The sequence below is a fragment of the Micromonospora sp. NPDC001898 genome (genome assembly GCF_042891255.1).
Lineage (GTDB): Bacteria > Actinomycetota > Actinomycetes > Mycobacteriales > Micromonosporaceae > Micromonospora.
On the sequence record NZ_JBIATC010000004.1, the window covers coordinates 230,976 to 251,090 of the forward strand.

The window sequence follows — 20,115 nt, forward strand, 5'->3', positions numbered from 1 at the left end:
CCGGTGCGTCGTCGGCTGGTCATCAGCTACCTGCTGCTGATGGTGCTGGTGCTCATCGCGTTGGAGACGCCACTCGCCACCACCCTGGCCACCCGGGAGACCGACGAGGTGCGCGCCGACCGGCTCGCCGACGCGACCCGGTTCGCCTCGCTGGCCGGGCCGGCGCTGCGCGGCGGCGTCCCCGGCCCGATCGGGGGCGAGCTGAGCAGCTACGACGAGTTGTACGGCATCGGCGCGGCCGTGGTGGACCGGGACCGCCGCACGGTGGTGGCCTCGCGTAGCTGGCAGGTCGGGCCGGGCACCGAGGCGGCGTTGGACAACGCGCTGTCCGGGCAGCAGTTCAGCGTCCCGGAGTCGGTGTGGCCGTGGACCGGCGGGCCGGTCGTGGTGGCGGTGCCGATCAACGACGGCGGTGAGGTGCTCGGGGCGGTGCTGATCGCCGCCCCGGCGGACGGGGTCCGGCGCACCGTCACCGCGTGGTGGCTGCTGCTCGCCGCGATCGGCATCTTCGCCGTGCTGGCCTGCGTGCTGACCGCGTTCGGGCTGGCCGGTTGGGTGCTGCGTCCGGTGACCGAGCTGGACGCGGTCACCCACGAGATCGCGGAGGGGGACCGGGGGGCCCGGGTGCAGCACCGGCTGGGCCCGCCGGAGCTGCGCCGCCTGGCGGTGAGCTTCAACAACATGGCCGACGCGGTGTCGGACGTGATGGACCGGCAGCGGGCCTTCGTCGCGCACGCGAGCCACCAGCTGCGCAACCCGCTGACCGCGCTGCGGCTGCGGGTGGAGGAGTTGGGGCCGAGCCTGACCGACGAGCCGGGGCGGGCCGAGCACCGGCTGGCGCTGGAGGAGACCGACCGGCTGGCCCTGCTGCTGGACGCTCTGCTCACCCTGGCCCGCGCCGAACGCGAGGAGAACGAACGGGTCACCGTGGACGCTGCGGCGGTCGCCGCGTCCCGGGTGGCCGCCTGGCAGCCGCTGGCCCGGCACCGGGCGGTCGCCCTGCGGCTGGCCCCGGTCGCCGATCCGGTGTACGCCCGGACCGTGCCGACCGCCGTGGACCAGGCGCTGGACGCGCTGATCGACAACGCGGTCAAGTTCAGCGGCGCGGGTGGGGAGGTGACCGTGGACGTCCGGGCGGCCGACGACGGGGTCGCGCTGGAGGTCCGTGACACCGGCCCCGGCATGACCCTCGACCAGCTCGACCAGGCCACCGAGCGGTTCTGGCGGGCCCCCGAGGTGCAGAACGTCGACGGCGCCGGGCTCGGGCTGACCATCGTCGCGGTCCTGGTCGACGCGTCCGACGGCCGGCTCACCATGCGCCTGGCGCAGCCGCGTGGCCTGGTGGCCGGCCTCTGGTTCCCGGCCGCCTCCGACCCCGCGAGGGCCTCCGACCCGCCCCCGCCGGGCACCGCCGCGCCAACGGGTGGAACCGGGCCGGCCGGCGACGCCGCTTCGGCCCGGGACGCCCCGCTGGCCGACGGAACGGTGGCCCCGGCCGGCTGACGGGTCAGGGCTTGTTCGACCGGTACCAGTCGGCCGCGCCGGGATGCAGCGGCAGCGGGGTGGTGGCGATCGCCGAGCGGGGGCTCATCCGGCCCGCCGCGGGGTGCGCCGCGGCCAGCTCGGCCCGGCGTTCCATCAGCAGCCGGGTCACCTCCCGGACCAGCGGATCCGGCAGGTCGGCCCGGACGACCAGGTAGTTCGGGTTCGCCACCGTGGTGACCGGCTCGACCCCGTACACCGAGCGGGGAATGTCCCGGGAGACGTAGACCTCCCGGTAGCTGCGCCGCAGGGGCTCCGTCCAGTCGCCCAGGTCGACGATGCGAGTGGCGCCGTCGGCGGTCAGTTCCTCGACGCCGCGTACTGGGAGCCCACCGGAGAAGAAGAAGGCGTCGATCCGCCCGGCGCGCAGCGCGTCGACCGAGGCGTCCAGCCCCAGCCGCTCCCGGCGGACCGTGGCCCCGCCCAGCTGGGCGACCTCCAGCAGCCGGGTGGCGGTCACCTCCGTGCCGGAGCCGGGCGCCCCCACGGAGACCCGCCTGCCACGCAGGTCGCCCACCGAGTGGACCGGGCCGTCGGCCCTGGTGACCAGGTGCAGCAGGTCGTCGTAGACCCGGGCCACGGCCAGCACGCCCGGGCGGTCCTCCCGGCCGGTGGGGACCACGTCGGCCTGGGTGAAGCCCAGCTCGGCGTCCCCCGTGTCGAGCAACCGCATGTTCTCCGCCGACGCGGCGGTGACCACCACGCTGGCCAGCACCCCGGGCAGCTCCCGGTTCAGGACGGCGGCCAGCGACTGGCCGAACGCGTGGTAGACGGCGGTGGGGCTGCCGGTGGCGATGCGGATCTGGATCGGCTCGCTCGGCGAGTCCCGGCAGCCGGCGAGCCCGGGCGCGGCCACCAGCACCAACAGCAGCACGGCCACGCCGGCGGCGCGCGGTGGCACAGACCAGCTACGGCTCACCCGGTGCACTCTGCGCGTGCGACGCCCCCGGCGCAAGCCCACCGGCCGGCCGTGCACAGCTTTCGCCGGCCGTCCTCAGCTTTCCCGGGCCGGCCGTCCTCAGTCGACCGCGGTCACCCCCGGCCCGGTCGCCGGGTCCAGGGTCACGCTCTGCAGGATGCGGTCCCGGTCCGAGCCGTCGGCCACGCTCACCACGTAGCAGCCCGCCCCGGGCCGCAGCAGTGCCGGCACCTCCAGCAGGGCGGCACCCCGGACCAGCACGGCGGCCAACTCCCGGTCGGTCAGCCGGATCCCCAGGATGTGCCGCCGGACGTGCCGGCCGCCTGCCAGCAGCGCCGCCCGCCAGACGGCGGCGGCGAGCCGGGGACGCCACACCCGGCGGGCCGTGGACGCGCCCGCTACGGGCCCGCCGAGCAGCTCCCGGCGGCCCTGCCGCCAGCCGATCTCCACCAGCGCCGCGTACGTCGCCGCGTGCTCGCGGGGCACCTGGAGCCGGTGCAGCTCGAAGCGGCGGCGCAGGCCGCCGGTGGTCACCTCGTGCCCGACCGGGATCTCCAGCCGGGCGAGGAGCTGGCGCATCCGGTGCGCCGCGTCCTCCCGGTTGAACTCGGCGGCTTGGCCGATGCGGGCGGGGGCCGGGGGACGGCGACCCGCCCCGGCCGGGGCGGCCGGCGCGGAGGCGCAGCGCAGCAGGCAGGCGACCTCGAACGCGTCGGCGAGGGTCAGCCAGTCCAGCGGGGGCGGGGTCGTGGGAAGACGAGGCCGGTCGAGCAGCGTGGGTTCGGGGGCCACCACAGTCTCCTTGTCGGCGTCAGGTTCCCCTTACCGTGGCCTCCCGCGCGGCCCCGTGGTAGCCGTGGCCGCGAGCCTTGAGGAAATCTTGCGACAGTCGCTGTCGTTGACGCCCATCTGTGCGCGATCCGTCACAACTGGGTCACCACGACGTCCACCGCCCGGGGCCGTCCGGCGGTCACCGGCTGTTCCAGGACGGTGTACTTCAGGTCCCGGAGCGCGGTCACCAACTCGCCGGCGCGGCGCGGGCGGGCACCCGCGGTGAGCAGGTCGCGCACCAGCCGCCCCTTGGTCGCCTTGTTGAAGTGGCTGACCACCGACCGGACCGGCCCGTCGGGGGTGTTCCGCTCGTGCAGCACCCGCACCGTCACCGTCCGCCCGGCCAACTCGCCGCCCGGCGTCCAGGTCGTCGCGTACGCGCCCGAGCGCAGGTCCAGCACCGCGCCGCCGCCGGCCGCCGCCACCATCGCCGGGGCCAGCTCCCGCCGCCAGTACGCCGACAGCGCCCCCACCCCGGGCAGCCGCGCCCCGATCGGGCAGCGGTACGGCGGGATGCGGTCGGCGAGCCGCACCGCCCCCCACAGGCCTGAGCTGACCAGCACCGACCGGCGGGCCGCCCGCTGCGCCGCGGGGGGCAGCGTCGCCAGGTCGAGGGCCTCGTAGAGCACGCCGGTGTAGATCCGGCCCGCCGGGGCGGTGGCCGCCCGCTCCAGCCGGGCGTTGCGGCGCAGCTCGCCGGCCAGCCCCGGGGTCAGCCCCAGCGCGTCCAGGGCCGCCGCCTCGTCCGGCGCGGCGCAGAGGCCGACCAGTGCCGCCAGCACCTCCGCGCGGGCCGGGGCCAGCTCGGGCAGGGACAGCCGGGTCGGGTCCAGCCGCCGGCCGGTGCCGGCGTCGGCCTTCCCCTCCGAGGGCGGCAACAGGATGAGCATCTCGGTACGACTCCTCGGTGCGGCGACGCGCCGGCGCGTGGCGGTCCGGCCAGCGTACGGCCCGCCGGTCAGCGCCACGGCCGCACGGCCGTCTCCGGGTGGTACACGCGATAGCGGCCGACCTCGGCGATCAGGGCCGGGGCGGCCCCCGCCCCGAGCAGCTCCCGCAGCCGCCGGTCGGCGGGGCCGCCGGCCGCCAGTACGTACCCGGGGCGGTCGGCCCGCCCCACCTGCTGCCAGTACGGCCGGTACCGGTTCTGTCCCGGTGTCAGGTTCCCGTCGAGCACCCCGCAGACCACCGCCTCGGCGGTGTTGAAGACCAGCCGGTTGCAGGTCCAGTACTCGGCGTACACCGTGCGCAGCCCGGCCCGGCGGACCGTGTCGGCCAGCTCCCGTACCTGCCGCTCCTCCGCCCGCAGCCCGCCGGCGCCGGCCACGAACAGGCCGGTGGCGACCAGCGCGGTGGCGGCCAGCCCGGCCAGCGCGGCGGTGGCCGACGCGCCGGCCAGCCGCCCGACGACCCCCGTCGTGCCCCGCCAGACGCCCCTCGCCGCCAGCCACAGCGGCCACAACGCCACCGGCAGCGAGAGCTGGAGCACCGACAGGTAACGGGCGTTGCTCATCGGGTCGGTGGCGGCCAGCGGGCTGCGGACGTACGCCGCCAGGGTGAGGACGGCACCCGCGACCAGGGCGAGCTGCGTGGCCGGCCCGACCCGGTCGGCGGCCGTCCGGCCGGCGGCCCGCCGGTACGCGACCAGCGCGAGGACCGCGGCGCCCGCCAGCAGCACCGGGTAGAGCAGGCCGAACCACTGCTGCCAGCGGGCGCAGCCGTCGACCGGGCACAGCCCGGTGGCCAGCGGCACCCCCTCCAGCAGCCCGCCGCGCAGTCGGTCGGCCAGCGGCGGCGCCGGTCCGGCGGCGGTGCTGATCCGACGCAGGACCGACAGCGAGTCCTGCCCGGGCGGCGCGCGCAGGTTGTCGGCGATCAGCGGCGCCGCCCCGACGGCGAATCCGGCCACCAGCAGCGCCCCCGCCCAGCCCAGCAGCTCCCGGCGGAGCACCCAGGCCAACAGCAGGCCGGCCACCGCCAGGTACGGCACGATCAGCCAGTCCGACCAGACGGCCACCCCGGCGAGCAGGCCGGCCGCCCCGGCCGCCAGCCGCCGGGCCCCGATCCGCCGGTCGGCCAGCCCCAGTGCGATCAACAGCACCAGCGCCACCGCCGGTTTCACCTCGGGCCGGCCGCCCACCACGGTCAACTGGTCGCGCACCACCCGCTCCGGGCCGAGCGCGAGCAGGCCCACCACCAGCACGGCGCACCACGGCGAGCAGATCCGGCGGGTCAGCCGGTACATCAGCCACACGAAGATCGCCCAGAGCGCCAGCATCGGCAGCCGCAGCACCGGCCAGCTCGGCCCGGCGACGGCGACCAGCGGCGCCGCCAGGTACGCCTCCAGCGTGCCCATGTAGCGCTGCCCGTACAGGAAGATCGGCTGCTCCCGGCCGGCGGCGATATGCAGTGCGGCCAGGCCGAAGGTCGCCTCGTCGCTGTTCGACCCGGGCAGGGTGAGCAGCGTCAGCGCCAGCCGGTAGCCGAACCCGGCCAGCCCGAGCAACAGCGCCACCAGCGCCGGCCGGTCGGACGGGCGCCACCGCCCGCGGTGCTGCACACGTGTCGACACGACCAACCGCCCCCGTCGCCGCCCCGACCGGATTCTGTCACGCACGAGGTCCGGACCGGGGCCGATCGGGGAGAACCCCCTCGTCCCCGCCTCGCGTGGCCGTCCCCGCCGGCGTGTGGCAGGGTTGCAGCGTGCCACCCACAACCGCGGGCGAACTTGCCCTACCGAACCTGCACCGGGCCGCGCGGATCGAGGACGCCCTACACAACCTGGTGGAACGCCGGCTGCGGCGAACCGGGTGGCAGCCCAACATCATCGCGTACGCCGGATACGGCGCCCCGGGCTGGGCGCGGGTGCTGTGCCGGGTGCTGCTCGGCCGCCCCGACACCCGGTCCGGGCAGCGGCTGGACAAGGTGCGCGGCTGGCGCAGCTTCACCACCCTGCCCGCGAAGCACGTGACGGTCACCATCGAGGCCGGCGGGGTGAAGCACGAGGCTAAGGCCGACCGCAGCGGCTTCGTCGACACCGTGGTCGAGGCCGACCTGACGCCCGGCTGGTCGTCGGTGCGGCTGAGCGTCGCCGACGCCGAGCCGGTGGAGGCGCTGATCCGCGTCCTCGACCCGAACGTCCGCTTCGGCATCCTGTCCGACATCGACGACACGGTCATGGTGACGGCGCTGCCCCGGCCGTTGCTCGCCGCGTGGAACACCTTCGTGCTCGACGAGCACGCCCGCAACGCGGTGCCCGGCATGGCGGTGCTCTACGAGCGGCTGGTCACCGCCCACCCCGGGGCCCCGGTATTCTACCTGTCCACCGGCGCGTGGAACGTCGCGCCGACCCTGACCCGGTTCCTGTCCCGGCACCTCTATCCGGCCGGGCCGCTGCTGCTCACCGACTGGGGGCCGACGGCCGACCGGTGGTTCCGCAGCGGCCGGGAGCACAAGCGCGCCACCCTGGCCCGGCTGTCCCGCGAGTTCCCCGACGTGCGCTGGCTGCTGATCGGCGACGACGGCCAGCACGACCCGGAGATCTACCGGGAGTTCGCCGCGGGGCACCCGGACAACGTGGCCGGGGTGGCCATCCGCCGCCTCTCGCCCACCCAGTCGGTGCTGGCCGGCAGCCTGCCCACCCCGTCCGGCAGTTCGTCGTCCGGGCCGGTGGGGCAGAAGTGGCTCTCCGCCCCCGACGGCGCAGGGCTGTGGAAGCTGCTGCGCGAGGCCGATCTGGTCTGATCCCCTGACGGCCGGGCGCCGGCCCGGCGGTGGGGCTGTTACAGGTCAGACAAGCCTTCGGCCTGCCGGTTTGAAGTTCCTGGTAAACGGGGCCCTAGCGGTGCAGAGCGAGCTGCGAAGGCTGTCGGAGGACAGTTGTCGGACGCGTGGAGCCGGGCGGGGGCGCTAGGTCGCTGACGCAGCCCGTCATGCAGGTGAGAGCGGCGATCTCGTAGGAACGTCCGCTCGGTGTCATTGCCAGCCAGGGTGATCGCTTCGTCGTACGCGGCGCGGGCCTCGGTGGTCCGGCCGAGCCGGGCCAGCAGGTCGGCCCGCGCCGCGGGAAGCAGGTGATAGCCCGGTAGGTCGATCCCATCGAGGCTGGCCAGCGCCATTGCCGGGCCGTGCACCTCGGCGACGGCGACCGCCCGGTTGAGCGCGACGACCGGCGTCGGGCTGTGGGCGAACAGCTGGTCGTAGAGCGCCAGCACCTGGGCCCAGTCGGTGGCGGGCCCGTCGGTGTGCACGGCGTTGATGGCGGCCTGGATCTGGTAAGGGCCGGGCCGGTTGCGGCGCAGGCAGCGGCGGACCAGGGCGTGTCCTTCGGCGATCTGCTCCCGGTTCCAGAGCGACCGGTCCTGCTCGGCGAGGGTCACCAGCTCGCCGGCGGGGCCCACCCGGGCCGGGCGGCGAGCCTCGACGAGGACCAGCAGCGCGAGCAGCCCGAGAACCTCGGGCTCGTCGGGCATCAAGTCGGCGAGCTCCCTGGCCAGGCGGACGGCCTCCTGGCACAGGTCGGTGCGCACCAGCGCGCCGGCCGTCGAGGTGTAGCCCTCGTTGAAGATCAGGTACAACACGGTCAGCACCGGTGGAAGCCGGGCGGGCAGCTCGCCGGCGTTCGGCACCCGGTAGGGAATGGCGGCGTCGCGGATCTTCTTCTTGGCGCGCACGATGCGCTGCGCGATCGTTGCCTCGGGTACGAGGTGGGCCCGTGCGATCTCCGGCACCTCGAGCCCACCCAGCAACCGCAAGGTGAGCGCTGTCTGCGCCAGCGGTGCGAGTGCCGGGTGACAGCAGGTGAAGATCAGCCGCAGCTGGTCGTCGCGCACCGGTCCCACCTCCTTGGGTTCGTCGGGTTGGCGTAGCAGCACTGCCTGGGCATGGCGGGCCTCACGCGTGGATTCCCGCCGCAGCCGGTCGATGGCCCGGTTGCGGGCGGTGGTCACGATCCATGCCCCGGGATTGGGCGGCGGCACCCCCCACTTCTGCAGGGCCACCGCGAACGCGTCCTGCACGGCCTCCTCGGCGAGGCTGACGTCGCCGAGGAGGCGGGCCAGCGTGGCCACGCAGCGGCCGTACTCCGCCCGGTAGATGCTTTCCAGATCCATGTCGCCCAGCATCAACCTTCCGGCTCGTCCTCGAAGGGCCGCACCTCGACCGGCCCCATGCACGCCCGCGAGCACTTCTCGGCCCAGGCGAGCGCCTCGTCGAGATCGGCGCAGCGAATCACCCAGAACCCGCCGAGCTGTTCCTTGGTCTCGGCGAACGGCCCGTCGGTCATGGTGGTGTTCCCGCCCTCGACCCGCACGACGGTGGCACTATCCGGCGGTAGCAGGCCACCCCCGAAGACCCAGAGGTTGGCGCTGCGCAGTTCGGTGTTGACCTGGTCGACCTGGGCGAACGCCGTCTGCATCTCGTCATCGGACAGTGGCGGCGCGTCGTAGGCGTGGTGCACGGCGAGCAGGTACTGCTTCATGGTGGGCTCCTGATCAGTAGCAGGTGTCAGGCGGGCAGTCGTCGCGCGACGACGGGGATGACGATCGCCGCGGCAACCAGATGCGTCAGGATCAGTAGCACCTTGGTGCCGGCCGTGGCGTCCGCGATGACGTCGGGCACAAGCGACAGCACGGTGAGTACCACGGTGGTGCGGACGAACGTGCTGCGCGGACGCCGGGCGAAACGGCGCAGTACTGCGGCGAGCACCAGGCCGACCAGCGAGAAGATCGCGGTCAGCGAGGCGAACCCAACCACCGGGATGGGAGCCCCCGAGATGTCGAGGCTGATCCCGGCCGCGTGTCCCGCAGCGGCAACGAGCGTGGTGGCGAGGCTGGCCACGGCCGTGGCGGCGACACCAGCGACGAGCATCGAGCGCGCTCCGGTGGTGGCGCGCGGGGCGGCAGTGCGAGTGGTGGTCAATTTCGGTGCCTCCGATGCCGTGGAATCCGGCCCTGCGCCGGTCTCTCACCATGGCTACGAACTCACCCTGCCGCAATCGACAAGCCCGGCGAACCCTTTTCCAGCCGGCCGTTCCGAGAGGTCGGTCGCGGCGGGCGGGCGGCTTTCGGTCCTCACCGGAGGGTGCCGGAGTGACCCCAGCCGGTGACAGCCGTGAAGGATACTTGCGAAATAGCTCGACTACGTTGAATATATTTTCGTGCGCAGAGACTATGGTCGATTCCTTACCGGCGCGGCGCTGACGGTGGCGCTGACGCTCGGTGTGGCCGCCCCCACGGGCGCCCTCGCCTCCCCGCCCTCCGAGCCGGACCTCGTGCCGGTCACCGCCCAGGCAGCCTGCGTGACCGATCCGGCCACCCCGAAACGGCAGTTCCGGGGCATGTGGATCGCCAGCGTGGCCAACATCGACTGGCCCAGCCGCACCGGGCTCACCCCGGCCGCCCAGCAGGCGGAGTACCGGGGCTGGCTCGACCTGGCCCAGCAGCGGCGGATGAACGCCGTCGTCGTGCAGATCCGCCCCACCGCCGACGCGTTCTGGCCGTCGACCTACGAGCCCTGGTCGCACTGGCTCACCGGCACCCAGGGCGGCAACCCCGGCTACGACCCGCTGGCCTTCATGGTGGCCGAGGCGCACGCCCGCAACCTGGAGTTCCACGCCTGGTTCAACCCGTACCGGGTCGCCAACCACACCGACCTGACCAAGCTGACGGCCAGCCACCCGGCCCGCAAGAACCCGGGCTGGGCCGTCGCCTACAACGGCCAGCTCTACTACAACCCCGGCATCCCCGCCGTCCGCGCCTTCGTGCAGGACGCCATGATGGACGCCGTCCGTCGCTACGACCTCGACGCCGTGCACTGGGACGACTACTTCTACCCGTACCCGGGCAGCGGGGGTGGCTTCCCCGACCAGGCCACCTTCGCCCAGTACGGCGCCGGCTTCAGCAACATCGCCGACTGGCGGCGTAACAACGTCAACCTGCTGGTCCAGGAGATGCATGATCGGATCCGGGCGGTCAAGCCGTGGGTGAAGCTCGGCGTCAGCCCGTTCGGCATCTGGCGCAACGCCGGCACCGACCCGCTCGGCTCGCGCACCACCGGCCTCCAGTCGTACGACGCGATCTACGCCGACACCCGCCGCTGGGTTAAGCAGGGCTGGATCGACTACATCGCCCCGCAGATCTACTGGCACATCGGCCACCCCTCGGCCGACTACGCGGAGTTGGTCCGCTGGTGGTCGGAGACCGTCACCGGCACCGACGTGCAGCTCCTCGTCGGGCAGGCCACCTACCGCGCCGGGGCGACGGGGCAGGACGCGGCCTGGCAGGACCCGGCCGAGCTGACCGACCACCTCACGCTCAACCGCGCCTACCCCCGGGTCGCCGGCGACATCCACTTCAGCGCCAAGGACGTCCGCGCGGACCGGATCGGCGCCGTCTCCCGGGTGGCGACCGACCACTACCGCCGCCCGGCGCTGGCGCCCGCTGGCGTGGGTGGCACCGCGCCCGCCGCGCCGAGCCTCACCTCGGCCGTGCGCGGCACCGGCGGCGTGACCCTGACCTGGCAGCGCGGCGCCACCGGCAGCACCGCCGAGTACGCGGTGTACCGGCTGCCCGGCGACGGCACGGTCGACCCCTGCGACCTGGCCGACGCCCGTAACCTGCTCGGCGCGGTCCGCGCCTCGGGCACCACCGGCACGTTTGTCGACGCCACCGCCTCGCCCGGCTCGACGTACCGCTACCTGGTGACCGGCCTGGACCGGCTGCACCACGAGAGCCCGGCCAGCAACGCGCGGGTGGTCACCGGCACCGGCGGCACGTTCAGCGTGATCGTGGACAACGCCACCGCCGGCGGCTTCACCGCCGCGGCCACCTGGGGCACGTCGTCGTACTTCACCACCCGGTACGGCGCCAACTACCGGTTCGCCGAGCCGCAGGCGGTCAGCGACCCGGCCTGGTTCACCGCGACGCTGCCCGCCGCCGGCTCGTACCGGGTCGAGGTCTGGTACCCGTCCGACGCCGGCTACAACAGCGCCACGCCGCACCTGGTGGCGACGGCGAACGGGACCGTGACGACCAAGGTCGACCAGCGCACCGGCGGCGGGCAGTGGCGGGTGCTGGGGACCTACGACCTCGCCGCGGGGACGCGCCAGGTCGTCGGGGTCAGCCGCTGGACCAGCACGACGGGGTACGTCGTCGCCGACGCCGTCCGGATCACCCGCCTCTGAGCCGACGGAGAAACTTCTCGTACGGTCAAAGCCGTACCGGTCTGTTCGGCCGTAGGTGCCCTTCCGGGTGCCTACGGCCGTGACGGCTCACCCGCCTAGGCCGACCTGACGAGGCACTACTACGGGCCTGGCGTCCAGGCGCCGGAATGCCAGACGGGTCACGCCTGCTCGTCCCTTTGCTCTGCTGCCGTCACTGCAACACCAGCACCGCGCAGCCGCTTCACGTCGTAGGCCGACACAGACGAACGGCAGGAAGCGTCGCGCTCCGCGCGTGTTGCACCGGGGGCAGCAGAGCAAAGGAGGCGCTTGCAGGTGCCCCCGGCAGATCGGCGACGACGTCGAAGCCTGCGTCGACATCAGCGCCGATGCGGGGAATTCGCCCCGCGCGTCGTCTCACCGGTCAGCGAACGATGATGACCGGACGCCCTGCACCGCCATACGCGATCAGCTCACGGATTGGCGCGTCACGCCGCGGCGACAGGGTGGAATCGGCGGAAGCCGGCGGTGGGGCGAATCCCGACTGACGCTCGGCTCAGTCGCGGCGCAGCCAGAGCGCGCCGAGCGGTGGCACCCGTAGTGCCACAGATGCCGGCAGGCCGTGCCAGGGCACGTCCTGCGCGTGCACCTCGCCCAGGTTGCCCACCCCCGACCCGCCGTAGTGGTGGGCGTCGGTGTTGAGCACCTCCGTCCACGTGCCGGCGGCGGGCAGCCCGATCCGGTAGTCCTCCAGCGGCAGGGCGGAGAAGTTCGCCACACAGACCAGGGTCGCGCCGTCGGGGGCGATCCGGATGAACGCCACCGTGTTGTGGGTGACGTCGTCGCCGGCGATCCAGCGGAAACCGGCCGGTACGGTGTCCTGCGCCCACAGCGCCGGGGTGTCCCGGTAGACCCGGTTCAGGTCGCCGACGAGGCGCTGCACGCCGGCCCGCGCCGGGTCGTGCAGCAGGTACCAGTCGAGGCCGCGTTCCTCGCTCCACTCACGGTCGTCGCCCAGCTCGCAGCCCATGAAGAGGAGCTGCTTGCCCGGGTGCGCCCACATGTACGCCAGCAGCACCCGCACGTTGGCCAGCCGCTGCCAGGCATCCCCGGGCATCTTGGCGGCGAGCGAGCCCTTGCCGTGCACCACCTCGTCATGGCTGATCGGCAGCACGAAGTTCTCGCTCCAGGCGTACGCGAGGGAGAAGGTGAGCTGATGGTGGTGGTGCTGCCGGTGAATCGGGTCCTTCGAGGTGTAGAGCAGGGTGTCGTGCATCCAGCCCATGTTCCACTTGAACCCGAAGCCGAGCCCGCCGTCGGCGGTCGGCCGGGTCACCCCCGGCCAGGAGGTGGACTCCTCGGCGATCATCACCACCCCGGCGTGGTGCTTGTAGACGGTGGCGTTGACCTCCTGCATCAGGGCGATCGCCTCCAGGTTCTCCCGGCCGCCGTGCTCGTTGGGCAGCCACTGCCCCTCGGGGCGGGAGTAGTCCAGGTAGAGCATCGAGGCGACGGCGTCGACCCGCAGCCCGTCGACGTGGAACTCGTCGCACCAGTACAGCGCGTTGGCGACCAGGAAGTTGCGCACCTCGCGGCGGCCGAAGTCGAACACGTACGTGCCCCAGTCGGGGTGCTCGCCGCGGCGCGGGTCGGGGTGCTCGTACAGCGGGGTGCCGTCGAACCGGCCCAGGGCCCACTCGTCCTTGGGGAAGTGCGCCGGCACCCAGTCCAGGAGCACCCCGATCCCGGCGGCGTGCAGGGCGTCGACGAGGTGCCGGAAGTCGTCGGGGTCGCCGAACCGGGACGTCGGCGCGTAGTAGCCGGTCACCTGGTAGCCCCAGGATCCGCCGAACGGGTGCTCCATCACCGGCATGAACTCCACGTGGGTGAAGCCCAGCTCGGTGACGTACGCGGTGAGCTGCTCGGCCAACTCCCGGTAGTCGAGGCCGGGCCGCCACGAGCCGAGGTGCACCTCGTACACGCTCATCGGCTCCTGGTGCGGCTGCCGCCGCGCGCGTCGCGCCAGCCAGTCGGCGTCGTGCCACTCGTACGTCGAGCGGTGCACCACCGACGCGGTGGCCGGCGGCACCTCCGCGTACGCGGCCAGGGGGTCGGCCTTGTCCCGCCAGTGCCCGTCGGCGCCCAGCACCCGGTACTTGTACCGGGCCCCCTCGGGCGCGTCGGGGACGAAGATCTCCCACACCCCGCTGGAGCCGAGGGAACGCATCGGCCAGCCGTCGTCGGGGCCCCAGCCGGTGAAGTCGCCGATCACCCGCACGCCGCGCGCGTTGGGCGCCCACACGGCGAACGCCACGCCCCCGTCGCGGACCCGGGCCCCGAGGGCCTCCCACAGCCGCTCGTGCCGCCCCTCGCCGATCAGGTGCAGGTCCAGCTCGCCGAGGGTGGGCGGGTGACGGTACGGGTCGTCGTGCACCGCGCCGTCGACCTCGACCCGGTAGTCGAGCACCTCACCCGCCACGACGGCCTCGAAGACGCCCGCGTCGTGCACCCGGGTCGCCGGGTGCCGCTCGTCGCCGACGAGCACGCTCACCGCCTGGGCGCCCCGGCGCAGGGTGCGGACGGTGGTGCGCCCGTCGGCGGGGTGCGCGCCGAGCACGGCGTGCGGGTCGTGCGCCACGCCGGCGATCAGCTCGTCCATCGTGCGTCGTCCTTGTCAGCCGCAGCGGTGGGGGCGGTGCCCCCGGAGAGTTCGGAGGGCACGTCCTGCACGGTCAGGTCGGGCGCGGCCGGCGCGGCCGGTTCCACCGGTGGCGGGACCGGCCGGCGCACCGTGAACACGTGCGCGGGTTGCAGGTACGGGTCGAGCCGTACCGCGTTGTGCTGCCCCCAGTCGTAGCTGGCGCCGGTCAGCTCGTCGTGCACGGTGAACCGCTCGTGCCAGTCGAGCCCCAGCGCCGGCATGTCGAGGGTGGTGTTGCCCCACTGCACGGCCTGCGAGTCGAACGAGCAGACCACGATCACCGCGTTGCCGGTGTCCGGGTCGTGTTTGGACCAGCACAGCAGCGCCGGGTTGTCGATGTCGTGGAAGACCAGGTTGCGCAGCCGGTGCAGGGCCGGGTTGTCGCGCCGGACCCGGTTGAGGGTGGCGACGAACGGGGCCAGCGAGCGCCCCTGCGCCTGCGCGTCCGCCCAGTCCCGGGGGCGCAGCTCGAACTTCTCGTTGTCCAGGTACTCCTCCGCGCCGGGGCGGGCGGTGTGCTCGAACAGCTCGAAGCCGGCGTACATGCCCCAGGAGGGGGAGAGCAGCGCGGCCAGCACCGCCCTGATCTTGAACATCGGCGGCCCGCCGTGCTGCAACGTCTCGTGCAGGATGTCCGGGGTGTTCGGCCAGAAGTTCGGCCGCATGTGGTCGGCCGAGGCGACCAGCTCCTCGCAGTACTCCCGCATCTCGGCCGGCGTCGTGCGCCAGGTGAAGTACGTGTACGACTGGGTGAAGCCGATCTTGCCGAGCCCGTGCATGATCGCCGGCCGGGTGAACGCCTCGGCGAGGAACAGCACGTCCGGTTCGACCTTCTTGACCTCGGGGATCAGCCAGTGCCAGAAATCCAACGGCTTGGTGTGCGGGTTGTCCACCCGGAAGATCCGGATCCCCTCGCCGATCCAGTGCAGCACCACCCGCAGGATCTCCGCCCGGATGCCCTCCGGGTCGTTGTCGAAGTTCACCGGGTAGATGTCCTGGTACTTCTTCGGCGGGTTCTCCGCGTACGCGATGCTGCCGTCGGCCCGGGTGGTGAACCACTCCGGGTGCTCGGTCACCCACGGGTGGTCGGGGGCGCACTGCAACGCCAGGTCCAGCGCCACCTCCAGGCCCTGCTCGGTGGCTGCGGCGACGAAGTCGCGGAAGTCCGCCGGCGTACCCAGGTCGGGGTGGATGGCGTCGTGGCCGCCCTCGGCCGCGCCGATCGCCCACGGCGAGCCCACGTCGTCGGGGCCGGCGGTGAGCGTGTTGTTGGGGCCCTTGCGGTTGACCCGGCCGATCGGGTGGATCGGCGGTAGGTAGAGCACGTCGAAGCCCATCGCCGCCACCCCGGGCAGCCGGTCCCTCGCCGTGACGAACGTGCCGGAGCGGGCCGGGGCGTCGACCGTGGCCGGGACCGCCCCCTCCGAGCGGGGGAAGAACTCGTACCAGGCGGAGAACAGCGCCCGGGGGCGGTCCACCCAGAGCCGGTGCTCCTCGCCGGTGGTGACCAGCTCGCGCACCGGATGCGCCCAGAGCAGGTCGGCCAGGTCGAGGGCCGGGGCGACCCGCCGGGGCAGGTCCAGCCGTTCGTCGCGCAGCGCCGCCACCGCCGCCGTCACCCGGTCGGCGTCGCCGGCCGGCACGAGGTCCACGGCCGCGGTCAGCACCCGCGCGCCCTCGGCCAGGTCGTTGGCCAGCTCCGCCGGGCCCTGGCCGGCGGCGACCTTCTTGGTGACCGCGTTCTGCCAGGTCAGGTACGGATCCTGGAACGCCTCGACGGCGAAGGCCCACGCGCCGACGGCGTCGGGGCGGATGGTGGCGTGCCAGCGGTCCTGGCCGGGCTCGCCGGGGCGCATCCGGGTGAACGGCCGGGCCTTGCCGTCGGGGCCGAGCCAGACCACGTTGCAGCCCAGCGCGTCGTGCCCCTCCCGGTAGGCGCGGGCCGACACGGGCACCGCCTCGCCGACCACCGCCTTGGCCGGGTAGCGACCGCAGGAGACGACGGGGGAGACGTCTTCGATCGGGAACCGTCCAGTCACTCCGCCAACCTACTGTGCGAGATCGTCACGCGCGCGGCCAAGCGGCCACCGGCACCCGCCCCGGCTCACCCGGCCTGCACTGGAAGCATCCGAGGGGCGATGACGGATACCCGCAGCTCCGGTTCGGGCACCGAGCGTGATCACGCAGCGCTACTGGCTGGCTCTGATTTGTGCGCCTGTGCGGCTTTGATCCTTTCTGTTTGTAATCGTCATTGACCTGCCGCCTGGCCGGCGGATAGCTTGGGCCAAGGCAATGATTGATGGATGGCAATCAGCTGCATATACGGGGGATACATGAGTCAGGACGAAAGTCGAAATCTATCCAGCTCGCAGTGTCGACGATGCGCATTGTTGTGCTCTCCTGCGGGCTGACGGTCGCGGCGTGACTTGTTCCGTTGTTCGCGGAGGCGGCGTCCCGCGTGAATCGGGATCTGGAATCTCTGGCGGAGGTCGGGCCGACGTGTGAGGCGGTTGCTTGCCAGCCGCGCGCCGGCGACTGACCGCGCACCAACCTTCCGAGACAATTCTCTTTCATTACTTTCTTGGCGCCCGCATATCCGGGGTGCCGTTTCAGCCTGCGCCGGTTCGGCTTTGTGTCGTGCCGAGTGCGGTGAGGTGTGTCCAATTTCCGGTGGAAACAGGTCCGCCGGTCTATCCATTGTCAGGAGTGTCCATGGTCCAACGTCATACGGCTGTAGGGGTGGCGTCCGCGTTGCTGGCCGCGTCGGTGCTGGCGGTTCCGCCGGCCGTGTCCGCCGCGCCTGCGGCGGCGAAGGAGACGGCATCGGCGCCGCAGGTGTCGCCGCGGTCGTCGTCGAAGGTGTGGTTGTTCGACAGTCCGCGTGCGGCGCTGCCGGTGTCGGCCGCGGGGGCGGCGCCGTCGGTGCCGAAGGGCACCGGGCCGGTGCGCAGCGGCACGCAGGTGTCGTTCTCGCTGACCGACCGCCTCGAGGCGAAGGTCAACGTCGGGTCCGGGAACCTGATGCTGCTCAGCACCGACCTGACGCTGCCGGGGATCGCGGGGAACGTGACGCTCGGTGCGGCGTTCAACAGCCTGATGCTGGGCAGCGACCTGGCGGTCGGGGCGCACGGTGCGGGGTGGCGGACCCGCTCCGGGCAGGACGTGAAGCTGTACCCGGCCGACGACGGTTCGGTGACCTACGCGGCCGCCGACGGGGTGGTGGGCAAGTTCACCGCCTCCGGTTCTGCCTACACCTCGCCCGGGGAGTTCAAGGCCACCCTCGCGCACAACGGCACGGGGTGGAAGCTGACGGAGCACAACAGCGGCAAGGAGTTGTTCTTCACCTCCGACGGTCTGCTGGACAAGACCGAGGACCGCAACGACAACGTCACCGACTACGTCTACAGCGGCGGGCAACTCACCCAGGTGACGTCGGACCGGGGTGGCGCGTACGCCCGTAAGGCGACCGCCACCTTTGCCAGCGGCCGGCTGACGAAGTACCAGCAGAGCGACGGATACGACGTGCTGCGGGAGGTGACCTACGAGTACGACACCAACAACCGGCTCACGGCCATCCAGACCCCGTCCTCGTCGCGGCGGTGGGCGTTCGAGTACGACACCGCCGGTGACCTGGTGAAGATCTGGACCAAGGACGACACCTACAGCACCGTCACCTACGACGGTCAGCACCGGGTCACCTCGTTCACCCAGGTCACCAACAACGCCACCGGTCAGGGCGCGACGACCCGGTTCGCCTACCCCACCTCGTCGCAGACCAAGGTCGCCGATCCCCGGCAGGACCTGTCGCAGCCGGTGGCGTCGGTGCCGCACACCACCTACGACCTCAACAGCGACAAGCGGGTCACCAAGACCACCGACCCCGCCGGCAACGAACGCTCCAAGACCTACACCCCGTTCAGCGACGTCGCCACCGACGTCAGCCCCGAGGGCGGCACCGTCACCAACACCTACGGCGCCAACGCCGGGTCGTCGCTGACGAAGTCGGCCTCGCCGTCCGGGGCCAGCGCCTCGGCGGCGTACGCCAACGCGGCGACCTCGACGAACCCGACGGCGAACTTCCAGCCGTCCTCGTCGATCGACACCCAGAGCAACTCCTCCACCTACACCTACAACGGGGCCGGTAACCGCACCTCCACCGCCGACGCCCTGGCCGCCAAGGCCGACGTCGACTACAACACCAACGGCACCGTCAAGTCCTCCACCGACCCGGCGAACACCGGCAACCCCACCACCTACACCTACGACAGCGACAAGCAGATCACCACGCTGACCCCGCCCACCGGCAACGGCCTGGCGGTCAAGACGTTCACCTACGACGTCCTCGGCCGGATCGCCACCGTCACCCAGGGCGGGTGCACCACCACGAACGAGTGGAGCAAGGACGACCGGGTCCAGAAGACCAGCTACTCCGGCTGCGGGACCCTGTCGGACGTGACCTTCGAGTACGGCCGCGCCGGCAACCTGGTCAGCCGTACCGACTCCACCGGCGTCACCACCTGGGAGCACGACCAGCTCAACCGCCTGCACAAGCGCACCAACCCCGGCACCGCCGCGTTCGTCTACGAGCACGACCTCGCCGGCAACCTCACCGAGCTGACCGACGGCCGCGGCACCACCACGCACTACTACAACACCCGTAACTGGCTGGTCCGCACCGACACCGCCAGCGCCACCCGCTACAACTACTCCTACGACAAGGACGGCAACCGCCTCAACACCTGGTTCGCCACCGACGCGACCAACAGCGTCTACGCCCTGCGTGTCAAGACGGTCTACGACAAGTCCGACCGGCCCACCCGCATCACCGCCACCCGCAACTCGGCCGCCCCGGCAACGGTCTTCGACGTCACCTACTGCTACGCCGAGTACACCTCCGGGCAGCCCTGCTCCACCGCCACCGCCGACGACACCGGCCTGCGCCAGTGGCAGAAAGACGAGGTGTCCAGCGCGATCAGCCAGTTCACCTACGACCAGGCCAACCGGCTGACCAAGGCCACCAACTACAACAGCAAGACCTACGAGTACGCCTACAACAGCAACGGCAACCGCACCAGCGTCAAGGTCGACGGCACCACCACCCAGACCCTGACCTACAACACCGCCAACCAGATCACCACCACCTACAACACCTACGACAACCGCGGCAACCAGACCCGCGCCAGCAGCCCCACCGTCAACCCCATGACCTACAACGGCGCCAACCAGATGACCGCCGCCAACACCGGCACCTACGCCTACGCCGGCACCGACCAGGTCGAACTCACCCGTGCCGGCACCACCACCCTCCAGCACGGCTACGAAGACCAACACGGCATGCCCTGGCTCCAGTCCTGGACCGCCAGCGGCACCACCGTCTACGTCGAACGCGACGCCATCGGCACCCCCCTCGGCCTGCGCATCGGCACCACCGACACCGCCTTCGTCCTCGACGGACTCGGCACCCCCGTCGCCGCCGTCAAGGCCAACGGCACCCAAGCCGCCACCTACAAGTACGACCCCTACGGCAACGCCACCACCACCGACGAAACCAACCTCGGCACCAGCAGCCTCATCCGCTACACCGGCGGCACCTACGACCAGGCCACCGGCCTCACCAAGTTCGGCCAGCGCTGGTACAACCCCCAACAGGGCCGCTTCACCCAACAGGACAACCTCAGCTTCATCGGCAACCCTGAACACGGCAACCGCTACGCCTATGCCGGTGGCAATCCAGTCAACTACCTCGATCCGACCGGACGTGCCTTTTGGGCTAAGTTCATGGGAGGTATCACTACAGGTGCGATCGGCGGCTCGTGCACGATGTTGATTACTGCGGCGACTGGAGGCGTGGGAGCCGTCGGTACTGCCGGGTGCTTCACGCTCGGCGTGGCCGCAGGTGCCTACGTCGAGACGGAATCAGAAGCGGATGGCTACTAGGATCCGCTACTAACTGCAACGCCCATC

The 20,115-nt window shown here is 72.3% G+C and carries 14 protein-coding genes; 4 read left to right on the top strand and 10 right to left on the bottom strand.

Features of this window, described 5'->3' with window-relative positions; translation table 11 throughout:
* Positions 1-3 precede the first annotated feature (3 nt).
* A complete protein-coding gene (locus tag ACFYZF_RS11570) occupies positions 4-1,503 on the top strand; it encodes an ATP-binding protein (RefSeq protein ID WP_387018640.1) in 1,500 nt (499 codons plus the stop codon).
* A 4-nt stretch (positions 1,504-1,507) separates the two neighbouring features.
* On the opposite strand, the gene ACFYZF_RS11575 is transcribed toward ACFYZF_RS11570, so the two are convergent.
* The 4 genes from ACFYZF_RS11575 to ACFYZF_RS11590 all read right to left on the bottom strand — a co-directional run bounded on the left by ACFYZF_RS11575 (position 1,508) and on the right by ACFYZF_RS11590 (position 5,864).
* On the bottom strand, positions 1,508-2,461 hold the full coding sequence (locus ACFYZF_RS11575) for a TAXI family TRAP transporter solute-binding subunit (RefSeq protein WP_387018643.1): 954 nt from the start codon (positions 2,459-2,461) through the stop codon (positions 1,508-1,510).
* A 99-nt stretch (positions 2,462-2,560) separates the two neighbouring features.
* On the bottom strand, positions 2,561-3,253 hold the full coding sequence (locus ACFYZF_RS11580) for a hypothetical protein (RefSeq protein ID WP_387018645.1): 693 nt from the start codon (positions 3,251-3,253) through the stop codon (positions 2,561-2,563).
* A 131-nt stretch (positions 3,254-3,384) separates the two neighbouring features.
* Positions 3,385-4,182, bottom strand: coding sequence for a peroxide stress protein YaaA (yaaA, locus tag ACFYZF_RS11585; protein WP_387018648.1), 798 nt, complete (start codon positions 4,180-4,182; stop codon positions 3,385-3,387).
* 68 nt (positions 4,183-4,250) lie between these two features.
* Positions 4,251-5,864, bottom strand: coding sequence for a hypothetical protein (locus ACFYZF_RS11590; protein ID WP_387018651.1), 1,614 nt, complete (start codon positions 5,862-5,864; stop codon positions 4,251-4,253).
* Between the two features lie 131 nt (positions 5,865-5,995).
* Between ACFYZF_RS11590 and ACFYZF_RS11595 the strand changes: the two genes are divergently transcribed.
* Positions 5,996-7,036, top strand: coding sequence for a phosphatase domain-containing protein (locus ACFYZF_RS11595; RefSeq protein ID WP_350888870.1), 1,041 nt, complete (start codon positions 5,996-5,998; stop codon positions 7,034-7,036).
* A gap of 38 nt (positions 7,037-7,074) precedes the next feature.
* Here ACFYZF_RS11595 and ACFYZF_RS11600 read toward each other — a convergent pair whose 3' ends face one another.
* Genes ACFYZF_RS11600 through ACFYZF_RS11610 form a run of 3 tightly spaced genes read right to left on the bottom strand, consistent with a single transcriptional unit; the run spans position 7,075 to position 9,211 of the window.
* Positions 7,075-8,403, bottom strand: coding sequence for an RNA polymerase sigma factor (locus ACFYZF_RS11600; protein WP_387018655.1), 1,329 nt, complete (start codon positions 8,401-8,403; stop codon positions 7,075-7,077).
* 11 nt (positions 8,404-8,414) lie between these two features.
* On the bottom strand, positions 8,415-8,771 hold the full coding sequence (locus ACFYZF_RS11605) for a YciI family protein (protein WP_387018658.1): 357 nt from the start codon (positions 8,769-8,771) through the stop codon (positions 8,415-8,417).
* Between the two features lie 26 nt (positions 8,772-8,797).
* Positions 8,798-9,211 carry a DUF6069 family protein gene (locus ACFYZF_RS11610; RefSeq protein ID WP_387018660.1) on the bottom strand — a complete coding sequence of 138 codons (414 nt, stop codon included), beginning with the start codon at positions 9,209-9,211 and terminating at the stop codon, positions 8,798-8,800.
* A gap of 238 nt (positions 9,212-9,449) precedes the next feature.
* Here ACFYZF_RS11610 and ACFYZF_RS11615 point away from each other — a divergent pair, with 238 nt between their 5' ends.
* Positions 9,450-11,474: a family 10 glycosylhydrolase gene (locus tag ACFYZF_RS11615; protein WP_387018663.1), complete on the top strand. Its 2,025-nt coding sequence runs from the start codon at positions 9,450-9,452 to the stop codon at positions 11,472-11,474.
* A gap of 532 nt (positions 11,475-12,006) precedes the next feature.
* Here the strand turns inward: ACFYZF_RS11615 and glgB are convergent.
* The 3 genes from glgB to ACFYZF_RS11630 form a co-directional block, all read right to left on the bottom strand.
* Entirely contained in the window at positions 12,007-14,109 is a 2,103-nt protein-coding gene (gene glgB, locus ACFYZF_RS11620; RefSeq protein ID WP_387018664.1) for a 1,4-alpha-glucan branching protein GlgB, read from the bottom strand.
* On the bottom strand, positions 14,097-16,190 hold the full coding sequence (locus ACFYZF_RS11625; protein ID WP_387018666.1) for a maltotransferase domain-containing protein: 2,094 nt from the start codon (positions 16,188-16,190) through the stop codon (positions 14,097-14,099). Before ACFYZF_RS11625 ends, glgB begins: the two co-directional genes overlap by 13 nt.
* A gap of 684 nt (positions 16,191-16,874) precedes the next feature.
* Positions 16,875-17,186: a hypothetical protein gene (locus ACFYZF_RS11630; protein WP_387018668.1), complete on the bottom strand. Its 312-nt coding sequence runs from the start codon at positions 17,184-17,186 to the stop codon at positions 16,875-16,877.
* Here ACFYZF_RS11630 and ACFYZF_RS11635 point away from each other — a divergent pair.
* Complete coding sequence (locus ACFYZF_RS11635; protein ID WP_387018671.1) at positions 17,173-20,088, top strand: RHS repeat-associated core domain-containing protein; 2,916 nt, start codon at positions 17,173-17,175, stop codon at positions 20,086-20,088. The genes ACFYZF_RS11630 and ACFYZF_RS11635 overlap by 14 nt on opposite strands.
* Positions 20,089-20,115: the final 27 nt, after the last annotated feature.